The organism is Bacillus sp. z14 (2026), from assembly GCF_058313575.1.
Genome location: NZ_JBZFQK010000003.1, coordinates 527,805 through 550,273, shown reverse-complemented (window position 1 = coordinate 550,273; position 22,469 = coordinate 527,805). Strand labels below are relative to the sequence as shown.

20 protein-coding genes are annotated in these 22,469 nt (G+C 38.1%); 14 read left to right on the top strand and 6 right to left on the bottom strand.

Annotation, left to right across the window (positions count from 1 at the left end; genetic code table 11):
- Window positions 1–25 precede the first annotated feature (25 nt).
- The gene (locus AC4G3O_RS13620; RefSeq protein WP_066109526.1) at window positions 26–259 is read right to left on the bottom strand and encodes a hypothetical protein; all 234 of its coding nucleotides are present in this window, start codon (window positions 257–259) and stop codon (window positions 26–28) included.
- Window positions 260–419: 160 nt separating this feature from the next.
- On the opposite strand from AC4G3O_RS13620, the gene AC4G3O_RS13615 reads away from it, so the two are divergent.
- The 3 genes from AC4G3O_RS13615 (at window position 420) to AC4G3O_RS13605 (ending at window position 4,685) form a co-directional block, all read left to right on the top strand.
- A complete protein-coding gene (locus tag AC4G3O_RS13615; RefSeq protein WP_491136345.1) occupies window positions 420–1,133 on the top strand; it encodes a class I SAM-dependent methyltransferase in 714 nt (237 codons plus the stop codon).
- 1,210 nt (window positions 1,134–2,343) lie between these two features.
- Window positions 2,344–3,753 (top strand): glycosyltransferase family 2 protein, encoded by a 1,410-nt coding sequence (locus tag AC4G3O_RS13610; RefSeq protein WP_066109521.1) that lies wholly within the window; start codon window positions 2,344–2,346, stop codon window positions 3,751–3,753.
- Between the two features lie 17 nt (window positions 3,754–3,770).
- Window positions 3,771–4,685 carry a polysaccharide deacetylase family protein gene (locus tag AC4G3O_RS13605; RefSeq protein ID WP_066109516.1) on the top strand — a complete coding sequence of 305 codons (915 nt, stop codon included), beginning with the start codon at window positions 3,771–3,773 and terminating at the stop codon, window positions 4,683–4,685.
- Between the two features lie 51 nt (window positions 4,686–4,736).
- On the opposite strand, the gene AC4G3O_RS13600 is transcribed toward AC4G3O_RS13605, so the two are convergent.
- Entirely contained in the window at window positions 4,737–5,351 is a 615-nt protein-coding gene (locus tag AC4G3O_RS13600; protein ID WP_066109515.1) for a hypothetical protein, read from the bottom strand.
- Window positions 5,352–5,837: 486 nt separating this feature from the next.
- Window positions 5,838–7,103 carry a dicarboxylate/amino acid:cation symporter gene (locus AC4G3O_RS13595; protein WP_373925486.1) on the bottom strand — a complete coding sequence of 422 codons (1,266 nt, stop codon included), beginning with the start codon at window positions 7,101–7,103 and terminating at the stop codon, window positions 5,838–5,840.
- Between the two features lie 112 nt (window positions 7,104–7,215).
- Between AC4G3O_RS13595 and AC4G3O_RS13590 the strand changes: the two genes are divergently transcribed.
- Window positions 7,216–8,085, top strand: a complete 870-nt coding sequence (locus AC4G3O_RS13590) for an AraC family transcriptional regulator (RefSeq protein ID WP_491136344.1) — start codon at window positions 7,216–7,218, stop codon at window positions 8,083–8,085.
- Window positions 8,086–8,155: 70 nt separating this feature from the next.
- Here AC4G3O_RS13590 and AC4G3O_RS13585 read toward each other — a convergent pair whose 3' ends face one another.
- Together AC4G3O_RS13585 and AC4G3O_RS13580 are read right to left on the bottom strand one after the other, a co-directional pair.
- Window positions 8,156–9,805 (bottom strand): glutamine--tRNA ligase/YqeY domain fusion protein, encoded by a 1,650-nt coding sequence (locus AC4G3O_RS13585; RefSeq protein ID WP_491136343.1) that lies wholly within the window; start codon window positions 9,803–9,805, stop codon window positions 8,156–8,158.
- 231 nt (window positions 9,806–10,036) lie between these two features.
- The gene (locus tag AC4G3O_RS13580) at window positions 10,037–10,426 is read right to left on the bottom strand and encodes a DUF4183 domain-containing protein (RefSeq protein ID WP_491136375.1); all 390 of its coding nucleotides are present in this window, start codon (window positions 10,424–10,426) and stop codon (window positions 10,037–10,039) included.
- A 159-nt stretch (window positions 10,427–10,585) separates the two neighbouring features.
- On the opposite strand from AC4G3O_RS13580, the gene AC4G3O_RS13575 reads away from it, so the two are divergent.
- The 6 genes from AC4G3O_RS13575 (at window position 10,586) to AC4G3O_RS13550 (ending at window position 16,926) form a co-directional block, all read left to right on the top strand.
- Window positions 10,586–10,939 (top strand): DUF4183 domain-containing protein, encoded by a 354-nt coding sequence (locus tag AC4G3O_RS13575; protein WP_491136374.1) that lies wholly within the window; start codon window positions 10,586–10,588, stop codon window positions 10,937–10,939.
- Between the two features lie 139 nt (window positions 10,940–11,078).
- On the top strand, window positions 11,079–12,278 hold the full coding sequence (locus tag AC4G3O_RS13570; protein WP_066109507.1) for a DEAD/DEAH box helicase: 1,200 nt from the start codon (window positions 11,079–11,081) through the stop codon (window positions 12,276–12,278).
- Between the two features lie 122 nt (window positions 12,279–12,400).
- A complete protein-coding gene (locus AC4G3O_RS13565; RefSeq protein WP_066109504.1) occupies window positions 12,401–12,778 on the top strand; it encodes a YckD family protein in 378 nt (125 codons plus the stop codon).
- A 293-nt stretch (window positions 12,779–13,071) separates the two neighbouring features.
- Complete coding sequence (locus tag AC4G3O_RS13560; RefSeq protein WP_066109503.1) at window positions 13,072–15,381, top strand: glycoside hydrolase family 65 protein; 2,310 nt, start codon at window positions 13,072–13,074, stop codon at window positions 15,379–15,381.
- Window positions 15,378–16,046, top strand: coding sequence for a beta-phosphoglucomutase (pgmB, locus tag AC4G3O_RS13555; protein WP_066109500.1), 669 nt, complete (start codon window positions 15,378–15,380; stop codon window positions 16,044–16,046). The genes AC4G3O_RS13560 and pgmB overlap by 4 nt, the downstream gene beginning before the upstream one ends.
- A gap of 316 nt (window positions 16,047–16,362) precedes the next feature.
- Entirely contained in the window at window positions 16,363–16,926 is a 564-nt protein-coding gene (locus AC4G3O_RS13550) for a site-specific integrase (protein WP_066109497.1), read from the top strand.
- Window positions 16,927–16,991: 65 nt separating this feature from the next.
- On the opposite strand, the gene AC4G3O_RS13545 is transcribed toward AC4G3O_RS13550, so the two are convergent.
- Window positions 16,992–17,642, bottom strand: a complete 651-nt coding sequence (locus AC4G3O_RS13545; RefSeq protein ID WP_066109492.1) for a universal stress protein — start codon at window positions 17,640–17,642, stop codon at window positions 16,992–16,994.
- 185 nt (window positions 17,643–17,827) lie between these two features.
- Here AC4G3O_RS13545 and AC4G3O_RS13540 point away from each other — a divergent pair, with 185 nt between their 5' ends.
- Genes AC4G3O_RS13540 through AC4G3O_RS13525 form a run of 4 tightly spaced genes read left to right on the top strand, consistent with a single transcriptional unit; the run spans window position 17,828 to window position 22,458 of the window.
- Window positions 17,828–20,227, top strand: coding sequence for a Na+/H+ antiporter subunit A (locus tag AC4G3O_RS13540; protein WP_139892060.1), 2,400 nt, complete (start codon window positions 17,828–17,830; stop codon window positions 20,225–20,227).
- Entirely contained in the window at window positions 20,224–20,646 is a 423-nt protein-coding gene (locus tag AC4G3O_RS13535) for a Na(+)/H(+) antiporter subunit B (protein ID WP_066109486.1), read from the top strand. The genes AC4G3O_RS13540 and AC4G3O_RS13535 overlap by 4 nt, the downstream gene beginning before the upstream one ends.
- 2 nt (window positions 20,647–20,648) lie before the next feature.
- Window positions 20,649–20,987: a Na(+)/H(+) antiporter subunit C gene (locus tag AC4G3O_RS13530; protein ID WP_066109482.1), complete on the top strand. Its 339-nt coding sequence runs from the start codon at window positions 20,649–20,651 to the stop codon at window positions 20,985–20,987.
- Window positions 20,980–22,458: a Na+/H+ antiporter subunit D gene (locus AC4G3O_RS13525; protein WP_066109479.1), complete on the top strand. Its 1,479-nt coding sequence runs from the start codon at window positions 20,980–20,982 to the stop codon at window positions 22,456–22,458. Before AC4G3O_RS13530 ends, AC4G3O_RS13525 begins: the two co-directional genes overlap by 8 nt.
- Window positions 22,459–22,469 lie beyond the last annotated feature (11 nt).

Sequence of the window (22,469 nt, the reverse complement as noted above, 5' to 3'; positions counted from 1 at the left end):
TAATGAATATACGAGGCCTTCTTTTTTAGAAAAATAAAGCTCCTAGAGCAAAGCCGGTAATAAGGCCAAGTCCAACCGGATAGCCCCAGCCTCCTCCGCCCCAGCCCCAATAGCCATAGCCATTCTGTCCGCCATGTGGCTTAATCCATACATGGCTTCTAGTGACTCTTGTGATTGTCCCGGCATGAACACGATTATGACGGTCAGTTATGCGCACATTTCGACCAATATGTTTATTGCATAGGTTGTAATAGTTCATTTACCTGATGCCCCTTTCAAATAATGTCTTCTTTGTATTGTATTGATAGATGGACAACTTGACTGTTTGTTTACCTAAAATTCCAATAAAAAATCCAATGCTAAGCCAAGAACCAAAAAAAAGAAGAGGCATACAATGTGTAAAACACTGACAGAGGTGGATGATGACCACATTTACGTATATGGATTTATTATCTAAGCTTGGAATTGGAGGAGCTCATCCGGGAGGGCTAAGGGCAACAGAAATTATGCTGAAGGATGAGCCTATTAATCAAGACACCGTCATTCTTGATGCGGGCTGTGGTACGGGACAAACCAGTGCTTATTTATATAATACCTATCATGCAAACATTATAGCGCTCGATGCCCACCCACTCATGATTCAGAAAGCAAAGAACAGGTTTTTGCAATTGCAATTACCTATACAGACAGTAGAAGCCTCGTTGGAAGCTATTCCAATGAAGAATCAATCCACTCATTATGTTCTGGCTGAATCCGTTCTATCCTTTGTTGAAATAGAGCCTGTTCTTAGAGAAATGCTAAGAGTATTAAAGCCTGGTGGTGTTTTGTATGCCATTGAACTGACCATGCAAGGACCGCTTTCTGAAATAGAACAAAAACAGATTGGACAGTTTTATGGATTTCAACAGATGTGGAACGAAGATAGATGGAGAGACGCTATGAAAAAGGCCGGGTTTGCGGACGTGCAAATTAGAACGTTGCCATCCTTTTATGATGATCATGAGCCTTTGACAGAGTTTCATCCATCAGAGGAGGTTCCTGAAGCAATATTTGATTTAATGGAACAGCATGAAACGTTTGTGCTTCAATATCGTGACGCGATGAGTTACCGAATTGTACGTGCGCAAAAATAGCAATACAGTGCGGCCGTAGAATGAATCAAAATCTATTCATCCGCAAGGAAAAGCCCTTTAGTTAATATTTATTAAGGGGTTTTATTCTTACTTGTTAGGTTGATGATACAATCATTAGATTCATTCTTGAACACCGAGGGGTTTACAGAAATTTTATCAATCTAAGGTTATAAAGTATTAACTTCTTCTTCAAAGTTGATCTCTACTAAGAGTGGTAATCTATTTAACATTTCCTCGGAAATTTCATGAAAATAAATCTACATAATCACCCCAGCTTAATTTTGCGTACAAGGGATTGTTTAAATACCGAATTGACATACGTTCAATCAATTTTGTCGTTCGGCAATATGAAAGTCATTAAATGAAATAACTACAAAATGAATGTATCTACTCAAAAATGGATTGCATATGGATCTTTTTCTGTTCTATGTTTAAGTATCTTTTTTACTACGTATTGTCGCAATATACCAAAGCTTAACGTTAGTACTAGCAACCCGTTTTCTTTAAGCAGATTATCATTAAGCTCCTCCACTGTAAGGCTTGGTGCTTGCTTTGAAAATTTTGTAAAAACATGCAGTTAAACACTTTATTGATCGTGTAATATGGACGTCCCTTTAAGTAGAGCCGATATCATTTTATTAGTCAGTTTAGCAGTGAAAACCACATATTTAATTTTTAAATTAAAAAATATTTTAAATTAATATAAAAACAATACTTTAGAACTAAGCATATAGAGCTATATTACTATGGATTGAAAAAATACCTACACTATAATTGATTCTTTTATCCTGTCTTTTTAGCAGATTTGACCTATTTTTAAAAAAAAGTGATGTCGAATGGTAGTATATTATGTCTTTTCGCACATTGACTTTAGGTAACAAGAATCATTATCATGGAACCTAAGCTTGTCAGAAAATTACTATATTTTTATAATTATGTAATTCGAACTACACACCTGCTTTTTCCCCTCGAGTAAGAAACAATGTCCTATTTAGATGAAATTCACTAAAAAGATAATCTTACACAGTTATAGAAACAGGAATAGCTCAAATTAGCTATAAGGGTTATGGCATCTCATCTAAAATGAGTACCTATGTGTAACAAGCCTTTAGAAGACAAGGCTTTTTACTTTCAATAGGTACTTTTATTTTTAAGATAATAGTTTTAGATGAGCTTTTATCATACATATCTATTGATAAGGAGGATTTAAATGGATTTAACAATTGGACTAATTTTTACACTTATTTTGTATGTTATCTTTTTTGCATTCCAAATTCTCTATATCATTGTCCCTCTTTTTAGTGTAAATAGGGAACGGAGTAGAATAGTGCGTGAACCGGAAGATGGTATATCCATCCTTATACCTGCTTACAATGAGGAAACGGTTATCAAGAATTGTATTCAGGCAATCCTGCATGTCGATTACAAAAAATATGAGGCATTTATCATTAATGATGGTTCGACGGATCATACTATGGAATTGCTTATTTCCATGCTGGACTTAAAGAGGGTTGAAAAGGAGAAAGCCGCACAGATTTCTCATAAACCTATCAAAGGAATTTACCAGTCTACATTATATCCGTCCATCTTTATCATTGATAAAGAAAATGGCGGTAAAGCTGATTCTTTAAATGCTGGAATTGAGTTTGCTGGATATGAAACAATCATTACCTTGGATGCTGACAGCGGACTGGATGTAAAATCATTGCAGATCATTAATTCTGCATTTAAGGATAATAGTGTTATTGCAGCAGGCGGAATGGTTCATATTGGACAAGCTTTCTATGGCGATTATACAAATCCAAAGCCGAAATTTAATATATCCCACCTACTACGATTTCAATTCTTGCAATACTTAGTTAATTTTTATCTTTATAAAATTACACAGACAAAATTCAAAGCTTTAGCCATTATTTCAGGAGCGTTTGGTGTCTTTAAGCGAGACGCATTATTTGAAGTGGGAGGATATCGCATTACTGTTGGAGAAGACATGGACATTACGATGAGGATACAACGTCTGATTAAGACAAATTATCCTTATAAAAAAATCCTTTTCATACCTGAAGCTGTATGTTTCACAGAAGGTCCCGAGACATTCAGAGACTTATTCAAACAACGGATTCGTTGGCAAAAAGCATTTATCGACTGCATCATTACATACGGACCTTCGCTGCTTACAAAATTCGGTCCAGGCATCTCACTGTTTTTGATTGTGGATGCATTAATGCTTGGAACATTAACAGCATTCCCGACCTTAATTATTCCTTTCGTAATGCTGATTATGGGTGAGGGGGCTATATTAGCGCTTATGTTATTTGCTTTTTCTTTCAGCCTCGGGGTTTTCCAAAGTTTAGTGGCCATGATTATTACCAATCGATTTGGATATGCATTCTCAAGGATTGACAAAATACGGATTGTATTCTTTGTTCCATTCGAAATTGTCACATACCGTTTTTTAGGCGTTTTATTCAATACTTTTGGTACTGTCGGTTATTTTATAAACAAGAACAGTTGGAATAAGGTGAAGCGGGTAGGCGGCCAACATCAAACCTATGATGAAGATATACAGGATAACGGAAAAGTAATTGATCTGAATGAACATAAAAAGAGTGCGGGCTGAGGAGGATTGTTTCAGTTTTGAAGAAAAATGTAAATCTTATATTCCTAATTGTTTTTATAGGGCACTTCACATTATTAGCCGGCTATTTTACAAATAATTTCGATACAATTGCCCATGCTAAATTCAGTTTAAGGGTGGATAGACCATTAGATATTGAAAACACCGTTAATGTAAGGGATTTTAAAGTTAAAGAAAACGATAAGGCAGAAAAAATTACTGTCTTGATGTACCACAGAGTCATCGATAATAAGGATCTTGTTAAAAATCACTATGATGAAGATGGAAATCTTCATGGTACAATCGTCACTTTATATGATTTCGAAGCGCAAATGCAATATTTGAAAGATAAGGGATTCAAAACGCTGACATTGCCCGAATTCCAGGCCTATATGAAAGAAGACATTGCGATACCAACTAAAAGTGTCCTGATTACTTTTGATGATGGCTTTAAGGATAATTATATTAATGCGTATCCTGTCTTAAAGAAACATAATTTCAACGCATCAATCTTCCTGATCACAGGAGGAATAGACCGAAATCCTCGTGATTATGATCCTGCTGACGCGCAATTTTTAAGCGTTAAAGATATTAATAAAAGCTTAGATGTTTTTAGTTATCACGGGCACGCCGATGAATTCCATAAACTCGATGACAATGGGGTATCATATTTGATTTCAAAGGAATATGAAGATGTAAAGGCTGACATTCAGTCTGGCTATGAAACCATCGGCGATTCTAGTGCATTTGCTTACCCATATGGGGAATATAACAAATCCACTTTAGAAATCCTGAAAGAACTGGATACTGATATGGCCTTCACTATAAAAGATGGCATGGCTTCTCCAGGTGATAATATGTTGGAGATACCAAGAAGAGGTGTTTATCCAGGGACAACTCTGGATATATTCGATAAACTAATAACTTACGAATGATAATACTAACCATTATTGTGAGGCTGCAAGATTCATCAGCAGCCTCACATTTTAGTTATGTATGGAAACACCTTTTTTAGATGTGGATGTTGGAAGAGCCAAGATTAATTCATTCAGCAAAATATGGTTTGTAAAATGGGAATAGAATTGTAACATATCCTTTAGCTCTGGGTAAAGAAGATCCGCGTTCTCAGCAGTTTGCTCCATCTCTTTAAAAAAGGCGTTCATCAAAATTAACTTTTGGGTATTGATTTCATATTCAAGTTTAGCCAGTAAAAAATCCTTGTGGCTTGCGTTCAAATTTGAGGTTTCCAATTCGTGATATTCTTTATTTTTACTATGTATACCAAAATATAGTTCCAGCATCTTCTTTGACATATACTGTTCATTTCCCTCTAACTGTTTCATTATTTCATCGGCTAGGCAAATGGAATCTGTCACTTTATTTGATTGCTTTATACGATGTTCCCTTATTACATAGGGTTGATTTTCAAAGAAACCATATGTTTTTTTTATATGCTGGGCCTTAATGATAATAGGTGAATAAACAGTTGAAAAAATTTCCTTATAGAAAATATTATGTTGTTTACGTTTCGTGAAAAAATATTTTAACAGGATGCCAAAGAAAATGGTAACAATAATTCCAGTCAAGATGATTGTAAGCATCTAATTCCTCCTACCCCAAGCGGATACCTATCTATATCTATTATCGGCATATATTCCCTAATGTTTATAGTTCAAACCTCTTTTTCGTCATTTTTTTGCTTTTATATATGTATAGTATTAAAAGTAAATGTTATAGGCTGTATGAAATCTATATTTAAAGCTTCATAAAAACAATGTTACTTATGGCCCCAGCCCATTTTTTCTACAGGCAACCGGTCATATTTCCTTGTTTTATTCCTCGCTTGTCCTTGCTGTGCTGGCTTCTCCTGTAGTAGTCTCACGAAATTTCAACGATTCTTTTCCTTTTTAGTAACCAACAGTGACCTACAGAACCATATTCCTTAAAAGTCGTATATGACATTGCTTATCAATCAGAAAGCAGCAGATAGTAGCCTTATTATACAAAAAACTGCAGACAAAATTCCAAACGGAATTTTATCTGCAGTCTGAATTGATCCTTATAGGGAAAAAAACGAATAATATGTTCTATGCTTTAGCTGTTTTACTAAGTGAGTTTTGCAGCCAATTTTTACCCTCAACCAGGCGAGCTACAAGCATTGCACATACTGTGTTTCCGGTTGAGTTCAATAAGGTTGCAGGAATATCAATAATTGTGCTGATTACAGCGATAATTGGCAGCACCTCTGGTGAGAAACCAAATACAGAAAGAATGAGCATTTCTCCTATCATACCGCCGCCAGGTATAGCTCCCATGACAGCTCCGACAAGGAAGGAAACAGCAAGAATACTTAAAATGCTTGATACACTTGTCATGTCTTTGCCGAAGAGGCTGAATAGAAAGACAATCTTCAAAACTCCTCCAAAGACAGATCCATCTTTATGTGTATTGGCACCAAGAGGGATGACAGTCTCAGCAATATCGTCTGGAACTCCGATTCTTTTAGTAGCTTCCAGGTTGATAGGTATACAAGCAGCACTTGAGCATGTTGCTATAGCAGTTACGGATGGAGGAAGGGCATTCTTCCAAAATACATTGATACCATTTTTGCCTGCTGCTATATAAGCATATAAAGTAAAGAAACCAAAGAAGTAGATGATACTTAAAATCATATACAGAGCAAATGAACGGGCATATCCTTCAAGAATTTGCGGCCCAAGCTCTCCAATAATTGTGGCAAAATAACAGCCTAATCCGATAGGGGCATAGTACATGATAATTTTGACAACCTTCATTAATACTTCAGTTGCTGAGCTCATCAATTGTGCAACAGGCCGACCTTTTTCCCCAGCCATAGCTGTAGCCAATCCAACTAATACGGAAAATACGATTAATTGTAATATATGATTTTTGGATAAGAGCTCTGAGAAATCACTTACTGTAAAAGTGTTAACTAACTGGCCCAGGAAAGAAATTTCTTCTGTTTCAACCACTTCAGTGTTTGACATTAATTCTTTAATGGATGATACATCGGAATCCCCAATTGGATTCATAAAAGTTGTACCGATAAAGCCGAGTACCGCCGCAATAAGAGCGGTTGTGAAGAACACGATGACAATACTGCCCATGATTTTTCCGAGACGCTTCATTTCACTCATATTTGCAATAGCGGAAGTGATACTGAAAAATACAAGCGGAACGATAATCATGAATAATAAGTTCAGAAATAAATCCCCGAATGGCTTAATAACTGCTATATCGGGACCGATCAGATAACCGGCTACCCCACCAATCGCGATCGCCAGCAGTAAGATGATGGAACCTTTATAATTTAAAAAGATTTGTTTCACTATTTTCACTGCCTCTCAATAATTAGTACTATAAGCATACTTGACTATTTTACCACATTCTATGAAAATATTGCTTAAAACATGGTAAAAAGTGCTCTTAAACAGGAGGAATATCATGCATGAATTCAATAGATGGCAATCAGAGAGAAGGGGAATCCTAAATCAGGAAATAAAAGTCTTTCACATTAAAGACCAAATTGTGAATGAATTCGAATATCATTATCATGATTTTAATAAAATCATCATCTTTATTAAAGGAAACGTCACTTATATGATAGAAGGAAAGGCTTATAAACTGAAACCGTGGGATTTGCTCATCATAGGGCATGGACAAATCCATAAGCCTATTATTGACCCAACGGAAGAATATGAGCGTTTTATCATTTGGTTCGACCCAGCTATGGTTTCCAAACATAGCAGAGAAAATAGCAATTTGTTGATGTGTTTTGATTTAGCTGCCCGTCGTGAAATTAATCTAATGCGGATTTCGGATAAGCCGCTTGGAAAAATTAAAAGCATTGTTCAGGAATTAATAGAGACTGAACGGGAGGCTGCTTTTGGAGATGATATTTTAAAATCAGCTCTGTTAATGCAATTGCTGATTATTCTTAATCGTATTTTTATCCATGATGAAGCAACAACGCATTCACAGGATATCCTTTTTGATAAAAATATAACAGAAGTCTTAACGTATATTAATCAACATTTAAATGAGGATCTTTCCATACAGGTATTAGCATCAAAATGTTTTTTGAGTAAGTATCATTTAATGAGAAAGTTTAAATCCTATACAGGGTACACGTTGCATCAGTATATCCTGCAGAAGAGATTATATCTAGCAAAATCGATGCTCTCGAAGGGAGAATCGATGACACATATTTCCCAAAGTGCAGGTTTTAATGATTATTCAACCTTTGTAAGGGCCTTTAAAAAGGAGTTTGGGCTGTCACCGAGGGAGTATTTAAAAGCAAGTAATTATGAATAAAAACCGATTCTATTTCAAATCAACATGACAAAGGACCGTGTATGACCACGGTCCTTCAGTGTTTATAGCCTTAGATTTTAAAGGAACTCTTCAGAGATACAATTAAGTTGAAGATTAAATGTTCAGCTGTTGTATCCTTAGGGTCAACATTAAAGTACCCATGACGGAAGAATTGGAATTTCTCATTAGGTTGAACATCTTTCATATTTGGCTCAACAAAGCCGTTTTCAATAATTAATGAGTTAGGGTTTACATGATTAAGGAAGCTTCCGGCTTCCTCTGCTTCTTCATCAAGAATAAGCGGTTCATATAAGCGGAATTCAGCTGGAATAGCTTGTGTAGCTTCAACCCAGTGAATAGTTCCCTTTACTTTACGTCCAGTGAAACCAGTTCCACTCTTTGTTTCAGGGTCATAGGTACAACGAAGCTCTATCACATTGCCTTCCTCATCTTTAATAACTTCTTCACATTTGATGAAGTAAGCATGCTTCAGACGCACTTCATTTCCAGGGAATAGTCGGAAATATTTTTTTGGAGGATTCTCCATAAAATCCTCTTGCTCAATATAGATTTCTCTTGAGAATGGAATTTGGCGAGTTCCCATCTCAGGATTTTCTGGATTGATTTCTGCATCAAGCATTTCAACTTGTCCTTCCGGATAGTTGGTGATAACCACCTTTAATGGTTTTAAGATTCCCATCGTTCTTGGTGCTTTTAATTTCAAATCTTCTCTTACGAAGTGCTCGAGCATTTTCTCATCCACAATTCCGCTTGTTTTAGCGACACCAATTTCTCGGCAGAAATTACGAATTGCTTCTGGAGTATAGCCTCTTCTTCGCAGACCGGAAATGGTAGGCATTCTTGGATCGTCCCAGCCATCTACATAGCCTTCCTCAACCAATTGTTTTAGCTTACGTTTACTCATAACTGTATTTGTTAAATTTAAACGGCCAAACTCATACTGTCTTGGTGTGCTTTCCATCTCACATTCTTTAATAACCCAGTCGTAAAGCGGACGCTGGTCTTCAAACTCCAACGTACAAATAGAGTGAGTAACACCCTCAATTGCATCCTCAATTGGATGGGCGAAAGCATACATAGGATAGATACACCATTTATCACCAGTGTTATGGTGAGTTGCATGAGCGATTCGGTAAATAACCGGGTCGCGCAAATTGATGTTTGGTGAACTCATATCAATTTTGGCACGAAGTACCTTTTCGCCATTGCCGAATTCACCATTACGCATACGTTTAAATAGCTCTAAATTTTCTTCTACAGAGCGGTTACGGTAGGGACTCTCTTTACCTGGTTCAGTTAAAGAACCGCGATATTCACGGATTTCGTCTGCGCTTAAATCGTCAACATAAGCCAATCCTTTTTCAATTAACAAGATGGCGCGATTATACATTTCTTCAAAGTAATCAGAGGCAAAGAAGAGGTTGTCCCAATCAAATCCAAGCCATTTGACATCTTCTTTAATAGATTCAACATACTCCGTATCTTCTTTTAACGGATTTGTATCATCAAAACGTAGATTTGTTTTTCCTTTAAATTCATCAGCAAGTTCAAAATTTAAAACGATAGATTTTGCATGTCCAATATGCAAATAACCATTTGGTTCAGGAGGGAAACGAGTAATAATTTGATCTGTTTTACCTGATTTTATATCATCAATAACGATGTTACGAATAAAATTTGACGTATTGTGCTCCACCATCTTCAACCTCTTTCGCATAAACTAGTAGTTTCATTCTAATGGAAATAATCCCATGTCGCAAGAAGCCTAAAAATAATTACATTTTCACTATTTGTGCGTTCTTCTAATATAGTAATTTTATTGTTTGTATTTAGTATAACTGTATTTACCTTTGCCAATACATCATATTGCTTAAAAAAGATAGCCTGGAGCAGGTATCCCAGGTTAATAAGGAATTAACCCCATTTTTGTTTATGTGGCGACATCCGTAATGGCAGTAGGTGTATAGTTGACAATTTCGAGCACAATTGGACTTCCAGCCAGAATAGACCCCGCTTCAGGAACGGTAATCACTACACTTCCTGCACCTGTAGCACCCGGTGTATAGACATAAATCCCATCCATTTGGAGTACGCCATTTATAAATAATTGAGTGGTAGTGTTATCTGGATTTAATGCAGGCAAGCCTGCTGGCGTATTTCCGGCATCATCAAAAAATTCAGCAGTATCAAGCGTAAGTGTAGCACCCCCGGCAACATCGCCTGTTACGACTGTAAAATACCTTGTAGATATAGGAGATACCGTAGTGGTAGTTGTAGCCTCAATAGCCAATTTCATAATTACTAATGGCAAAATAAACACTCCTTTGTAACAGGTCATGCAAAATATCTTTATTCACTAAACTTTTAACCCTTGTGTATATATATATGAAAAAGGAATAAAAAGGTTTAATGAAATTATTCTCATGGGATAAGTGAGCAACCATTTTGAGGTGAGGAGGTAACGAGGGAAGTGAAGCTAATGAGAAAAACGGATATCGATTGTTATAGTTATACCGCATCCTTACCAAAACCATTACTTATGCATCCAATGGTGGAGACAGAGACATATAGGTATAAAATTCCTAAAAAGGTCGAGTTATATGAATTTTATATGTATGCTAAAGAAAATCAGCGTGTTTTCTCTTACTGTGATCAGGTGAACGAGTATCGAGATAGCAAAATACCTTCACCAGAAGATGTATCATATACGAATCTATTTATTAATGGAGTTTTGCAGCCGGCTAAAAATTATAAAGTGGTAAAAGATAAATTAATACTTAAAACAGTTGATTTATCGCCCGGAAAAAACCATTTTAATTCTTCAAATGGTTAAGGTTTAAAAACTAAATAAAAAATGGCTTTACACGGAGAGACCTCTTTATTATGGGAGGAACCTCTCCTTTATTGATAATCATCGTTTGGCATATGTATAATAAGAATCATACAAGTATGTGTTTAGTTAGGAGAAATTAATGAATACAAATGATTCAATCGTCAATGAGTTAATAAATGGATTAAAAAAACAATGGGAATTATCCGGATTCAAAGAAGCAACTACAGTTCAGAAGGAGACCTTTGGTCCTATATATGAAGGAAAAGATGTTTTGGCAGAATCGCCGACAGGAACAGGAAAGACACTTGCTTATGTCCTGCCAATCTTAAATAAAATAAAAGCAGACGAACAAAAAGTACAGGCTGTTATTCTTGCTCCTTCAAGAGAGCTTGTTATGCAAATTTTTGAAGTTGTACAAGCATGGTCAAAAGAAACAGGTATTACGGCTGCTTCGTTTATCGGCGGTGCTAATCCGAAGCGTCAATTGGAAAAGCTGAAAAAGCATCCGCATGTTGTCATCGGAACACCAGGCAGACTAGAAGAACTGATTAAGCAGAAAAAGCTAAAGATGCATGAAGTGAAAACAATTGTGCTGGATGAAGGGGACCAACTAATGATCCCTGAGCATTTGCCAACTATTGGGACAATTATTAAAAGTACTATGAGAGACCGTCAGATAGTTTTGTTTTCAGCTACTTTGCCGGCTGGGTTAGAGGAAGAAGCCGAGCAATGGATGAATGACCCTGTTAAAGTACGGGTTAAAAAGGAAGATACCGTTCAATCAAAGGTGGATCATATTTATTTTGTCACTGAGGCGCGTGATAAAATAAATATTCTTGAAAAATTAGTTAAAATGCCTGAAATGCGTGCATTGGTTTTTGGAAAGGACATCGGAAATTTGGATGTGATGGCTTCAAAGCTTCGTTTCAAGGGAGTAGATTTAGGAGTTATTCATGGCGATTCCAAGAAAATAGAAAGAGAAGCGGCTATACGTGAGTTTCGTAGGCAGGAGTCAACTATATTACTTGCTACAGATGTGGCAGCAAGGGGCTTGGACATTAAAGGGCTGCCATTTGTAATCCATGTGGATTTCCCTGAAACGATTGCTCAATATGTGCATCGTTCAGGTAGGACTGGACGCCAGGGAGAAAGTGGAACGGTTATTTCAATTGTAACGGCTCGTGAAGAACGTGAATTAAAGAAATACGCTCGGGAACTGCATATTGAAGTTCAGAAAAAGGAACTGTTTAAAGGTAAAATTGTAGATCAGAGACCTGTATATAATCAAAATTCAAAGTCTATAAAGAAGAAACCGAATCCTAAAAGGTATAAAAAATAAAGAATGAAATGGGCTGGCTCTAATTAGAGTTCAGCCTTTTTTATTATAGGAAAACAGCATGCATAAATAATTAAAGTTGGTAAAAACTAGGGGCAGAAAATAAAGAAGGAGTGAAAATACTAATGAAAAAAATGTCTCTCTTGTTGATAATGGCATGTGTTTTGAGCTTTACCTCAATTGGTATATCCAATACCGTCGTACATGCGGCAGAAAATGGCGATAATCAAACAAAGCAAACAAGGCCAACTTTAACGGAACAACAGAAAGCAGAGCTTGCTGCGATGCATAAAGAAGTGATGGAAAAGGAAAAGGCTATTGTTGAAAAGTATGTTGAATTCGGTGTGATGTCTAAGCAGAATGCTGATATGTTAAAGAATCATATGGATAAAAGATTTGAAAGAATACAGGCAAACGGATATATTCCTCCACATCCTTTTGGAGGTACCCACCCTGGTAAGCCGCCGCATGAAAACAGTCCTGGGACTGAATCTAACGAATAATAAAGCATGAATAACCTCTAAGGAATAGAATTCTTTAGAGGTATTTTTATTTTTGAGTAATTATAGAAGAAAGGATAGTAGGGCATTAAAAAAGGCTTTTTATCCTACTATTCAAATTCACGTAGATGTAATAAATTTTAGATAAATTTTAGAATTTTTAATTTTATGCTTTCATAAGTTAATGAATCGGTTATAATGAGAATGTACTTTTATGCAACCGATTGCACAAACAGTAGAAGCCTATATATATTCTATTAAATAAATAATTGAGGGAAGATGGAAAGGGGTATTATATGAAAAGACTGTTCTCAATAGATCCGTGGAAAATTATTGAAGAAGAGTTACATAAAGAGGATTTTAGACTTGCTGAAAGTATGACAAGTCTTGGAAACGGGCATATGGGGTTAAGAGGTAATTTTGAAGAAACCTATACAGGTGATAGTCATAGAGGGACATATGTGGCAGGCGTTTGGTTTCCGGATAAAACCAGGGTTGGATGGTGGAAAAACGGTTATCCCGATTACTTTGGTAAAGTGATCAATACCATTAATTTTATCGGAATTCGTGTTTTTATTGGTGAGGAGGAAATTGACCTTAATAAAGTGGAAATGAGTAATTACCGCCGTGAACTCGATATGAAAAATGGTGTTCTTACGAGAAGCTTTACGGTCTCACAAGCTGGTAAAGAAACAGCTGTTGAGGTAGTACGCTATTTATCAATTGCAGAGAAGCAACTAGCGGTGATCAAGTATGCGGTTACACCAATTAACCATGATAGTGTGATTACCTTTATTCCTTATTTAGATGGTGAAGTTCGCAATGAAGATTCCAACTATGAAGAAGACTTCTGGAATTATATTTCCTCCAGCTCATCTGAGCTCATGGGTAATTTGGTTATGCAAACAAATGAAAACCCTTTCGGAACAGACAGATTTACAGTCTCTGCGACGATGGGTCTTGAAATCAATGGCAACACGGCCGATATCAAACCGTTCCAACACGAAGAATATGTAGATAATAAAATTGAAATTCCAACTGAAGAAGGTAAGACTGTTACGTTAACTAAATATGTGGGCATTACAACAGACCGTGATCATGCTTCAGAATTTTTAAGTGAAAAGGGTCTGGAAATTGTTAATACAGCTATGCAACAAGGCTATGAAGCTTGCTTAAAGGCACATTGCGATCGATGGGCAGAGCGCTGGGAGTTAGCAGACGTCCAAATTGATGGAGATATTGAAGCACAACAGGGAATCCGTTTTAATTTATTTCAGCTGTTTTCAACCTATTATGGAGAAGATGCCCGATTAAACATCGGACCTAAGGGATTCACAGGCGAGAAATATGGTGGTGCAACGTATTGGGATACTGAAGCATATGCGATTCCATTATATTTGGCAGCAGCTCAGCCTGAAGTGGCTCGCAATCTCTTAATCTATCGTCATAACCAGCTCGAAGGAGCCTATCTCAATGCTGAGAGACAAGGATTAAAAGGAGCATTATATCCAATGGTCACTTTCACAGGAGTGGAGTGCCATAATGAGTGGGAAATTACCTTTGAAGAAATCCACCGTAATGCAGCTATTGCCTATGCTATTTATAATTATGTGAATTATACAGGAGATAAGAGTTACCTTAACGAATATGGCATAGATGTGCTGGTCGGGATTTCGCGCTTTTGGGCAGACCGCGTCCATTATAATAAAATGAAAGATCAATATATGATTCATGGAGTAACCGGTCCAAATGAATACGAAAATAACGTCAATAATAACTGGTATACGAATACAATGGCAGCCTGGACTTTACGTTACACCCTTGAAGTTATTGGATATTTAAAAGAGAACGGGCATGAAGCGAGATTTTCAGATTTATATATGACAGACGATGAATTAAATAAATGGCAGGATATCATTGATAAAATGTACTATCCATTTGATGAGGAGAATCAAGTGTTTATTCAGCATGATACATTTATGGATAAGGATTTAATGCCTGCTTCGCAATTAAAGCCAGAAGACCGCCCGCTAAATCAAAAATGGTCCTGGGATAAAATTCTGCGCAGCTGCTTTATCAAGCAGGCGGATGTCCTGCAAGGGATTTATTTCCTGAATAATGAATATACACGTGAGGAAAAACGCCGAAACTTTGAATTCTATGAGCCAATGACCGTACATGAATCCTCTCTGTCTCCATGCATTCATGCGATACTTGCTGCTGAACTTGGACTGGAAGATAAAGCATATGAGATGTATACCAGAACAGCAAGGCTGGATCTGGATAACTATAACAATGACACGGAGGATGGCCTTCATATTACAAGTATGACAGGCTCCTGGTTAGGGATTGTACAAGGTTTTGCTGGCATGAAAACATTTAATGAGGAGCTGTCGTTTGCACCATTTATTCCGGCAGCATGGGACCGTTATAGCTTTAATATCAATTATAGAGATCATCATTTAACTATTGAAGTGAATAAAAACGAAGTGAGTATTTCACAAACTGGCCCGGTAATGAAACTCAAGGTTTACGACAGTGAATTTGAGTTGCCTGCTGATGGTGTTGTAAAAATACCGCTAATGAAGGAGGACACGGTCGCGTGAGTAAGGAATTAAAAGCGTTTATCTTTGATTTGGATGGTGTTATTACGGATACAGCAGAATATCATTATCTTGCCTGGAAACAGCTTGCCAGTGAATTGGGAATTGAGTTTACCAGAGCGGATAATGAAAGATTAAAGGGAATTTCTCGAATGGAATCCCTTGAAATCATTCTGGAAATTGGGAATAAGCAATCTTCCTATACGGTTGAAGAAAAAGAAAAACTGGCTGCGCAGAAAAATGAGCATTATATGGAGCTAATCAAGCAAATTACACCAAATGATAGTTTACCTGGCATTAAACAGCTATTGCTTGATATAAAAGCTGCCGGCTATAAGCTGGGTCTTGCTTCTGTTAGCAAAAACGCGCCGGCTGTGATGAACTCCTTACAGCTCAGTGACCAGTTTGATTATATGGTTGATGCGCGTACAATTAAGAGGGGTAAACCGGATCCGGAAATTTTCTTAAAAGCCGCTGAAAAGCTTGGTGTCCCTGCTGATGAATGCATTGGGATTGAGGACGCAGAAGCAGGAGTTGAAGCCATTAAGAGTGCTGGCATGTTTGCGGTCGGAATAGGCTCTAAAGAACAACTGGCTAAAGCGGATCTCCTATACAGCAATACATCTTACCTATCGCTGGATGAATTAATAAAGGAATATCAAAACTAAGCAATTTAAGTGCGTCCCAATTTTGGGGCGCTTTTTTTACTCTTTTTATTCCTAAGTAGCAATTAAATACTTCCTCGTTAGCCTGTATTCTAAAAGATGGATATTACTACATAACATTGCTAATGAAATCCAGGGAGTGCTCCTGCAGGCCACTGCCAGAACCGCGAAAAGGGAGTAAATGGAGCTGCCTTACTTTAATAAAGCCTCTTTATAAAGCGTTTTAGATTAAAAAATCAAACAAGTCACTATATTTGTAATGTTACTTAATTTTTGATAATATCATAATTAAGTAACATTATAGTTAGGGGGTATTTCCTTGGAATACGTTGATCCCATAAAGGATATCCGCAAGATTACCGCAATAAAAAGGATTCTTAAAAAGCAATCCTTGCGTGATCTACTATTATTTGTTTTTGGAATTAATACTGGTCTCCGTGTCAGTGAACTGCTCTCTTTACGGGTGGGTGATATCTGGGAAGGCGGGAAGTTCAAGGAGTTCCTTTATATAAAAGATGCAAAGACTTCGGAAGAGAGGGCTTTTTACCTCAATCAAAATGTGAGAGAAGCTGCGAAACATTATTTAGAAACCTTTGATTTCTCTACGGATGATTATTTATTCAAATCCAAAAAAAATCAGCAGCCTATCTCAAGGCAACAGGCATACAGGATTATTAATTGTGCGGCTAAGGAAGTGGGGATACCGGGAAAAATCGGAACCCATACGTTACGGAAGACATTCGGTTATCATGCCTATCGAAAAGGGATTGCTATTTCAATCCTGATGAACATTTATCATCATCATAGTCCTGGTGAAACATTACGGTATTTGGGAATCGACAAAAATGAAAAACTTCCTGTCAAAGTTGATGTGAATCTATAGGTATAACAGACTCCAGTTTCCTTAGAAAAGAAAAAACCCCCACATTTTTTTGTGGAGGTGTCACATCATAAAGTTTCTTTGACATAGTTATCAGTCACGGTTACTTGCAGTGTTTTTTGGTTTTTCATAAATTTAAAGATACCAGTATTGAAATCAGTACCGATTTCTTTAAAGAAGATACCCTCAAATTCACTTTTCTTTGTATGTTCAAAGCTCAGCCGATAATGATTGTCTTCTTTTTCGAGATAGGCACGTACGCCTTTTTCGTAAAGGCCGTCTGGATCATCTCTCAATGCCCGGGCGACGGATATTATATGAATGTCAACAAATGGAATATCTCGCAACAAAGTATTTATAATCGAACCTTTAGCAATCTGTTCCCAACGGCTTTGTGCTGTTTGACCAAGGATGATCTGTGAAATTTGTTTTTCACGTGCGACATCCGCTATTACTTTTGCAAACGGTCGTTTCTCATTATCTTTCAAAATGAATTCCTCTGCTTCCAATTCCTCGGCGAGCTGACGCCATCTCTCAATACTTTCGGATTTCTCAGCGTCTAGTTCATCAAAAGGACTTGGGTCCACTGTCAAGATATATAGGGGACAATCCAACATGTTGGCGATTTTACTGCCACGCTGGATCAAGCGATCACCATTGGGGCCGTAATAGACACACACAAGGATGCTTTCGTCCATTCGGCTTTTGCATTTTTTCATTAAAAGTTCACCTCTAAATAGATGGTAGTTCATTGGACTATTACGAATATAGCCCATGCCAGATTTTCAGTCAATTATTATTACACAAAATAGAGTAAATATTTCTAATATAAAAAGGGTCCGTTGGATATATCGTCACTTTTGTGTGTGCGTACAGTATTCTATGATGAAGGGAGCGCGAGGACATGATTAATTTAATGATTTTATTACCGTTTTTCTTTGCGGTTCTGATACCTTTCCTCTATAGTATGTTCAATAAAAAATTACATATAGGCTGGTTTGTTCTTTTTTTGCCGGTCATCATCTTTATCTCCTTATTACAGTATATCCCAATTACAACGACTGGGAATACATTGACCAGTGAATTTAAATGGCTGCCATCATTCGGGATTAATTTCACAGCTTATGTCGACGGATTGTCCCTCTTATTCGGTTTGTTAATCACAGGTGTCGGATCGCTTGTCATTTTGTACTCGATTTTCTATATGTCCAGGGCTCGGGAGGAGCTGCATAACTTTTATGTATATCTGATGTTGTTTATGGGGGCCATGCTTGGAGTCGTTTTCTCGGATAATGTTGTCGTCCTTTACGTGTTCTGGGAACTGACCAGTATTTCATCTTTCTTGTTGATTGCTTATTGGTACCAACGGAAAAAATCGAGAGAAGGAGCACGGAAGTCGATGCTAATCACCATTTTCGGTGGATTATCTATGTTGGCCGGGTTGTTGCTCCTTTCCATCATTACCGATACATATAGCATCCGTGAAATGATCTCCCAAGCTAAATCATTGCCGGAGAATGTCCTCTTTTTACCTGCGATGATTTTAATTTTACTGGGAGCTTTCACTAAATCAGCTCAGTTTCCGTTTAGTCTTTGGCTACCTGATGCGATGGAGGCACCGACACCAATCAGTGCTTACCTCCATTCGGCTACAATGGTCAAAGCCGGCATCTATTTGGTGGCTAGGTTAACCCCTTTGTTTGGCGGTGATGCAGTTTGGTTCTGGACGGTATCCTTGGTCGGAATTGTAACTTTATTATACGGATCCTGGAATGCAGTTCGTCAGAAAGATCTAAAGGCCTTGCTCGCTTATTCGACAATTAGTCAGCTCGGTTTGATCATGAGTCTACTAGGATTGGGGTCTGCTGCTATTTATTTTGGCTATGGCGATGAATCGAAAGTATATGCAATCGCTATTATGGCGGCTGTATTCCATTTGGTTAACCATTCAACCTTTAAGGGAAGTCTGTTCATGGTTGTCGGAATCATTGACCATGAGACAGGAACCCGGAATCTGCAAAGGCTGGGTGGGTTAATGAGCCTCATGCCGATTTCTTTCACGATCACTATGATTGGAAGTTTCTCTATGGCAGGATTACCGCCATTCAATGGCTTTTTGAGTAAAGAAATGTTTTTTACCGGCGTGGTGAATGCTTCAGGGATGGATATTTTCGGGATGGAAAAGTTCGGCATGATATTCCCTGTTGTTGCTTGGATAGCAAGTATCCTAACGTTCGTCTACTGTATGATTATGGTCTTTAAGACGTTCACTGGAGAACATAAACCTGAGATGCTGTCAAAGGCTGCTCATGAACCGCCCGTCGGTATGCTGATTCCGCCTGCTATATTGGCGATGTTTGTAGTCCTGATATTCTTCTTCCCCAACATTTTGGCAAAATACATTTTAGATCCTGCCCTTATATCAATCTTGCCGGATTATGAGGCAGCAGGAGGGTTGGGTAAGGAGATTAGTGCTTGGCATGGTTTTAATACAGAATTATTGATGACAATCGGTGTCGTATTAGTTGGCCTATTGCTATACAAGCTGCTGCCTAAGTGGATCAGGGTATTCAGCTGGTATCCGCAAAGCCTGACGTTTAACAATATATACAATGAGTCTTTGCTGCTTATGGAATCGATATCTGCTTATGCAACGAAGAAGTACATGACTGGATATACACGTGATTATCTAGTTTATATTTTTGCGTTTTTTATTTTCATTGTTGGTGGTTCTCTGTGGCTGTTCAACGGTTTTGCTTTCGATATGTCTAAGGATTCACCGGTGAGCATTTATGAAGCTGTGATGGTCATTGGTATGGTGGTGACCGCTTTAATCGCACTGTTTTCCCAGTATCGACTGACATCGATTATTGCTGTTGGTGCCCTTGGATATCTAGTGTCTATTCTTTTCGTTATTTTTCAGGCACCGGATCTGGCGCTGACGCAATTGGTTGTGGAAACAGTGACAGTCGCTTTATTCCTGCTGTGCTTCTATCATTTGCCAGAGTTTCGAAAAGAAGTAAGTAAAGTTCGTTTCAAATTCACCAATATGTTGATTTCAGTTGGAGTGGGGTTGACGGTAACACTATTGGCCCTTTCCGCCAATGGAACCCGTTTGTTTGAAACGATTTCTGGGTATTTCGAAGATTCCTATACGCTTGCCGGAGCTAAAAATATAGTGAACGCGACCTTGGTTGACTTCAGGGGACTTGATACGATGGTCGAAGTGGCGGTCCTGTGTATTGCGGGATTGGCTGTCTTTACATTAATCAAGGTCAATGTTACAGGGAGGGATAAAAAATGAAGCCTAATGATATTTTATTGACGGCCGTAACAAAAGTTGCAGTATTGATTATCCTCACCTTTTCCATTGATTTGTTCTTCTCGGGGCATCACAACCCTGGAGGAGGATTTATCGGAGGGTTGGGAATTGCCAGTGCACTCGTACTCATGTATTTGACGCTTGGGACGGAAGCGGTCAATAAGATTATTCCTGTGGATTTTAAAACAGTGGCAGCGATCGGTGTACTGATTGCAATTCTTACGGGTGTCGGTTCATTTCTGTTCGGTGTTCCCTTTCTTTCCCAAACGTATGGTTATGTAGATTTTCCGATTTTAGGTAAAACGGAACTAGCTACCGCTCTTATATTTGACACTGGTGTAGCGTTAGCTGTCATTGGTTCAGCTGTGACAATCATCCTGAGCATAAGTGAGGATCGATAATTATGGAAACAGTTATGTCTATACTTGTAGGTGTTTTTTTCACAATTGGAACATATATGGTCCTATCCAAAAGCCTGCTGAGAATCATTCTTGGGACTTCGGTGATCGGCCACGCTGTCAATCTTTTAATCTTAACAATGGGGGGATTAAAGACCGGGGGTCCGCCATTGTTAGGATTGAAAAGCACTTCCTTTACAGACGGGCTGCCACAGGCGCTCATCCTGACAGCGATTGTTATTAACTTTGCAGTTACAGGTCTTTTTCTGGTGGTTGCCTATCGTAGTTACCGAGTCTTGGGAACTGACGATTTGAATGAATTAAGGGGAAATGAAGATGAATAATATAATCATTCTGCCGGTCATTATTCCGCTTATCGCGGGACTTATCATGGTCATATTCAGAAAAAACTTATATGCGCAAAGATCAATTGCTCTTCTGGCAATTCTAGCCACGGGAATGGTTTCAGTGCTAATGGCTATGAAAGTAAAGGTGGAGGGAATACAGGTTCTGCAGGCAGGGGGATGGGCGGCCCCTTATGGAATTAGCCTTGTCGCCGATATGTTTGCGGTCATTCTGTTGATTATAACGGCATTTGTGTCTTTCTGTTGTTTGCTTTACGCCTTTTACACAATTGGAAAGATAAGAGAGAAAAATTTCTTCTATCCATTGTTCCTGTTTATGATCAGCGGTGTGAACGGATCTTTTTTGACCGGAGATATCTTCAATCTATTTGTCTTTTTCGAACTGATGCTGATTTCCTCCTATGCATTGATTACACTTGGCGGGGAGAAAAAACAGCTCAGGGAATCAATCAAATATATATTGATTAATGTCATGTCATCCTTCTTTTTCCTTGTGTCCGTTGCCTACCTATATGCTGTAACAGGTACGTTGAATATGGCGCATCTGTCTGTCCGTGTTGCGGAAGCGGGACAAAATGGGCTGCTGACGACCGTTGCGATTTTACTGCTCATGGTTTTCAGCCTGAAGGCCGGTCTCTTGCTATTTCATTGGTTACCAGGATCATATAGTGTTCCACCTACAGCGGTGGCAGCAATCTTTGCGGCTTTGCTCACCAAGGTTGGAATTTATGCTATTTTCCGTATGTTTACATTGATTTTCTATCATCAACCGGAAATCACCCACTTGTTGATCGGAATCCTAGGGGCAGCGACAATGTTACTCGGAGCAATCGGTGCGGTCTCGAGATGGGATATAGAAGGAATTTTGACCTACAATGTTATCATTTCTGTCGGTTTGATTATGGCCGGACTTGCTGCTTTCACCACAGGCAGCATCACAGGTTCCATTTTTTATCTTGTGCATGACATCAATGTGAAAGCACTGATTTTTCTAATCGGCGGTACAGTTATTTACCTAACTGGCACTGCTAAATTAAAGGAAATCAGCGGCTTGATCCGGACTCATCCGTTTCTTGGCTGGATGTTCTTTGTCGCAGCCTTGGCGTTGGCAGGTATCCCACCTTTCAGTGGTTTCCTCGGGAAGATGCTGATTACAAAAGGTACCTTTGAAGCCGGAGATTATTGGCTGGGGGCAATTGGATTACTATCAAGCTTGTTAGTGCTATATTCTGTTATGAAAATCTTCATGAATGCATTCTGGGGTGAGACAAACCTAAGTGAAGAAATGGAGAAAGGGACAACAAGAGGGGTTATTATACCAATTACGCTTTTGACGGCTGCAACAATTTTTCTGGGATTGGGTGGAGAAATAATCTCATCTTATATCCAGTTGGCTGCCGAAGGCTTGATGAACCCTGATTTATATATCGATGCGGTTTTAGGAGAATAGTAGCTAGTCTA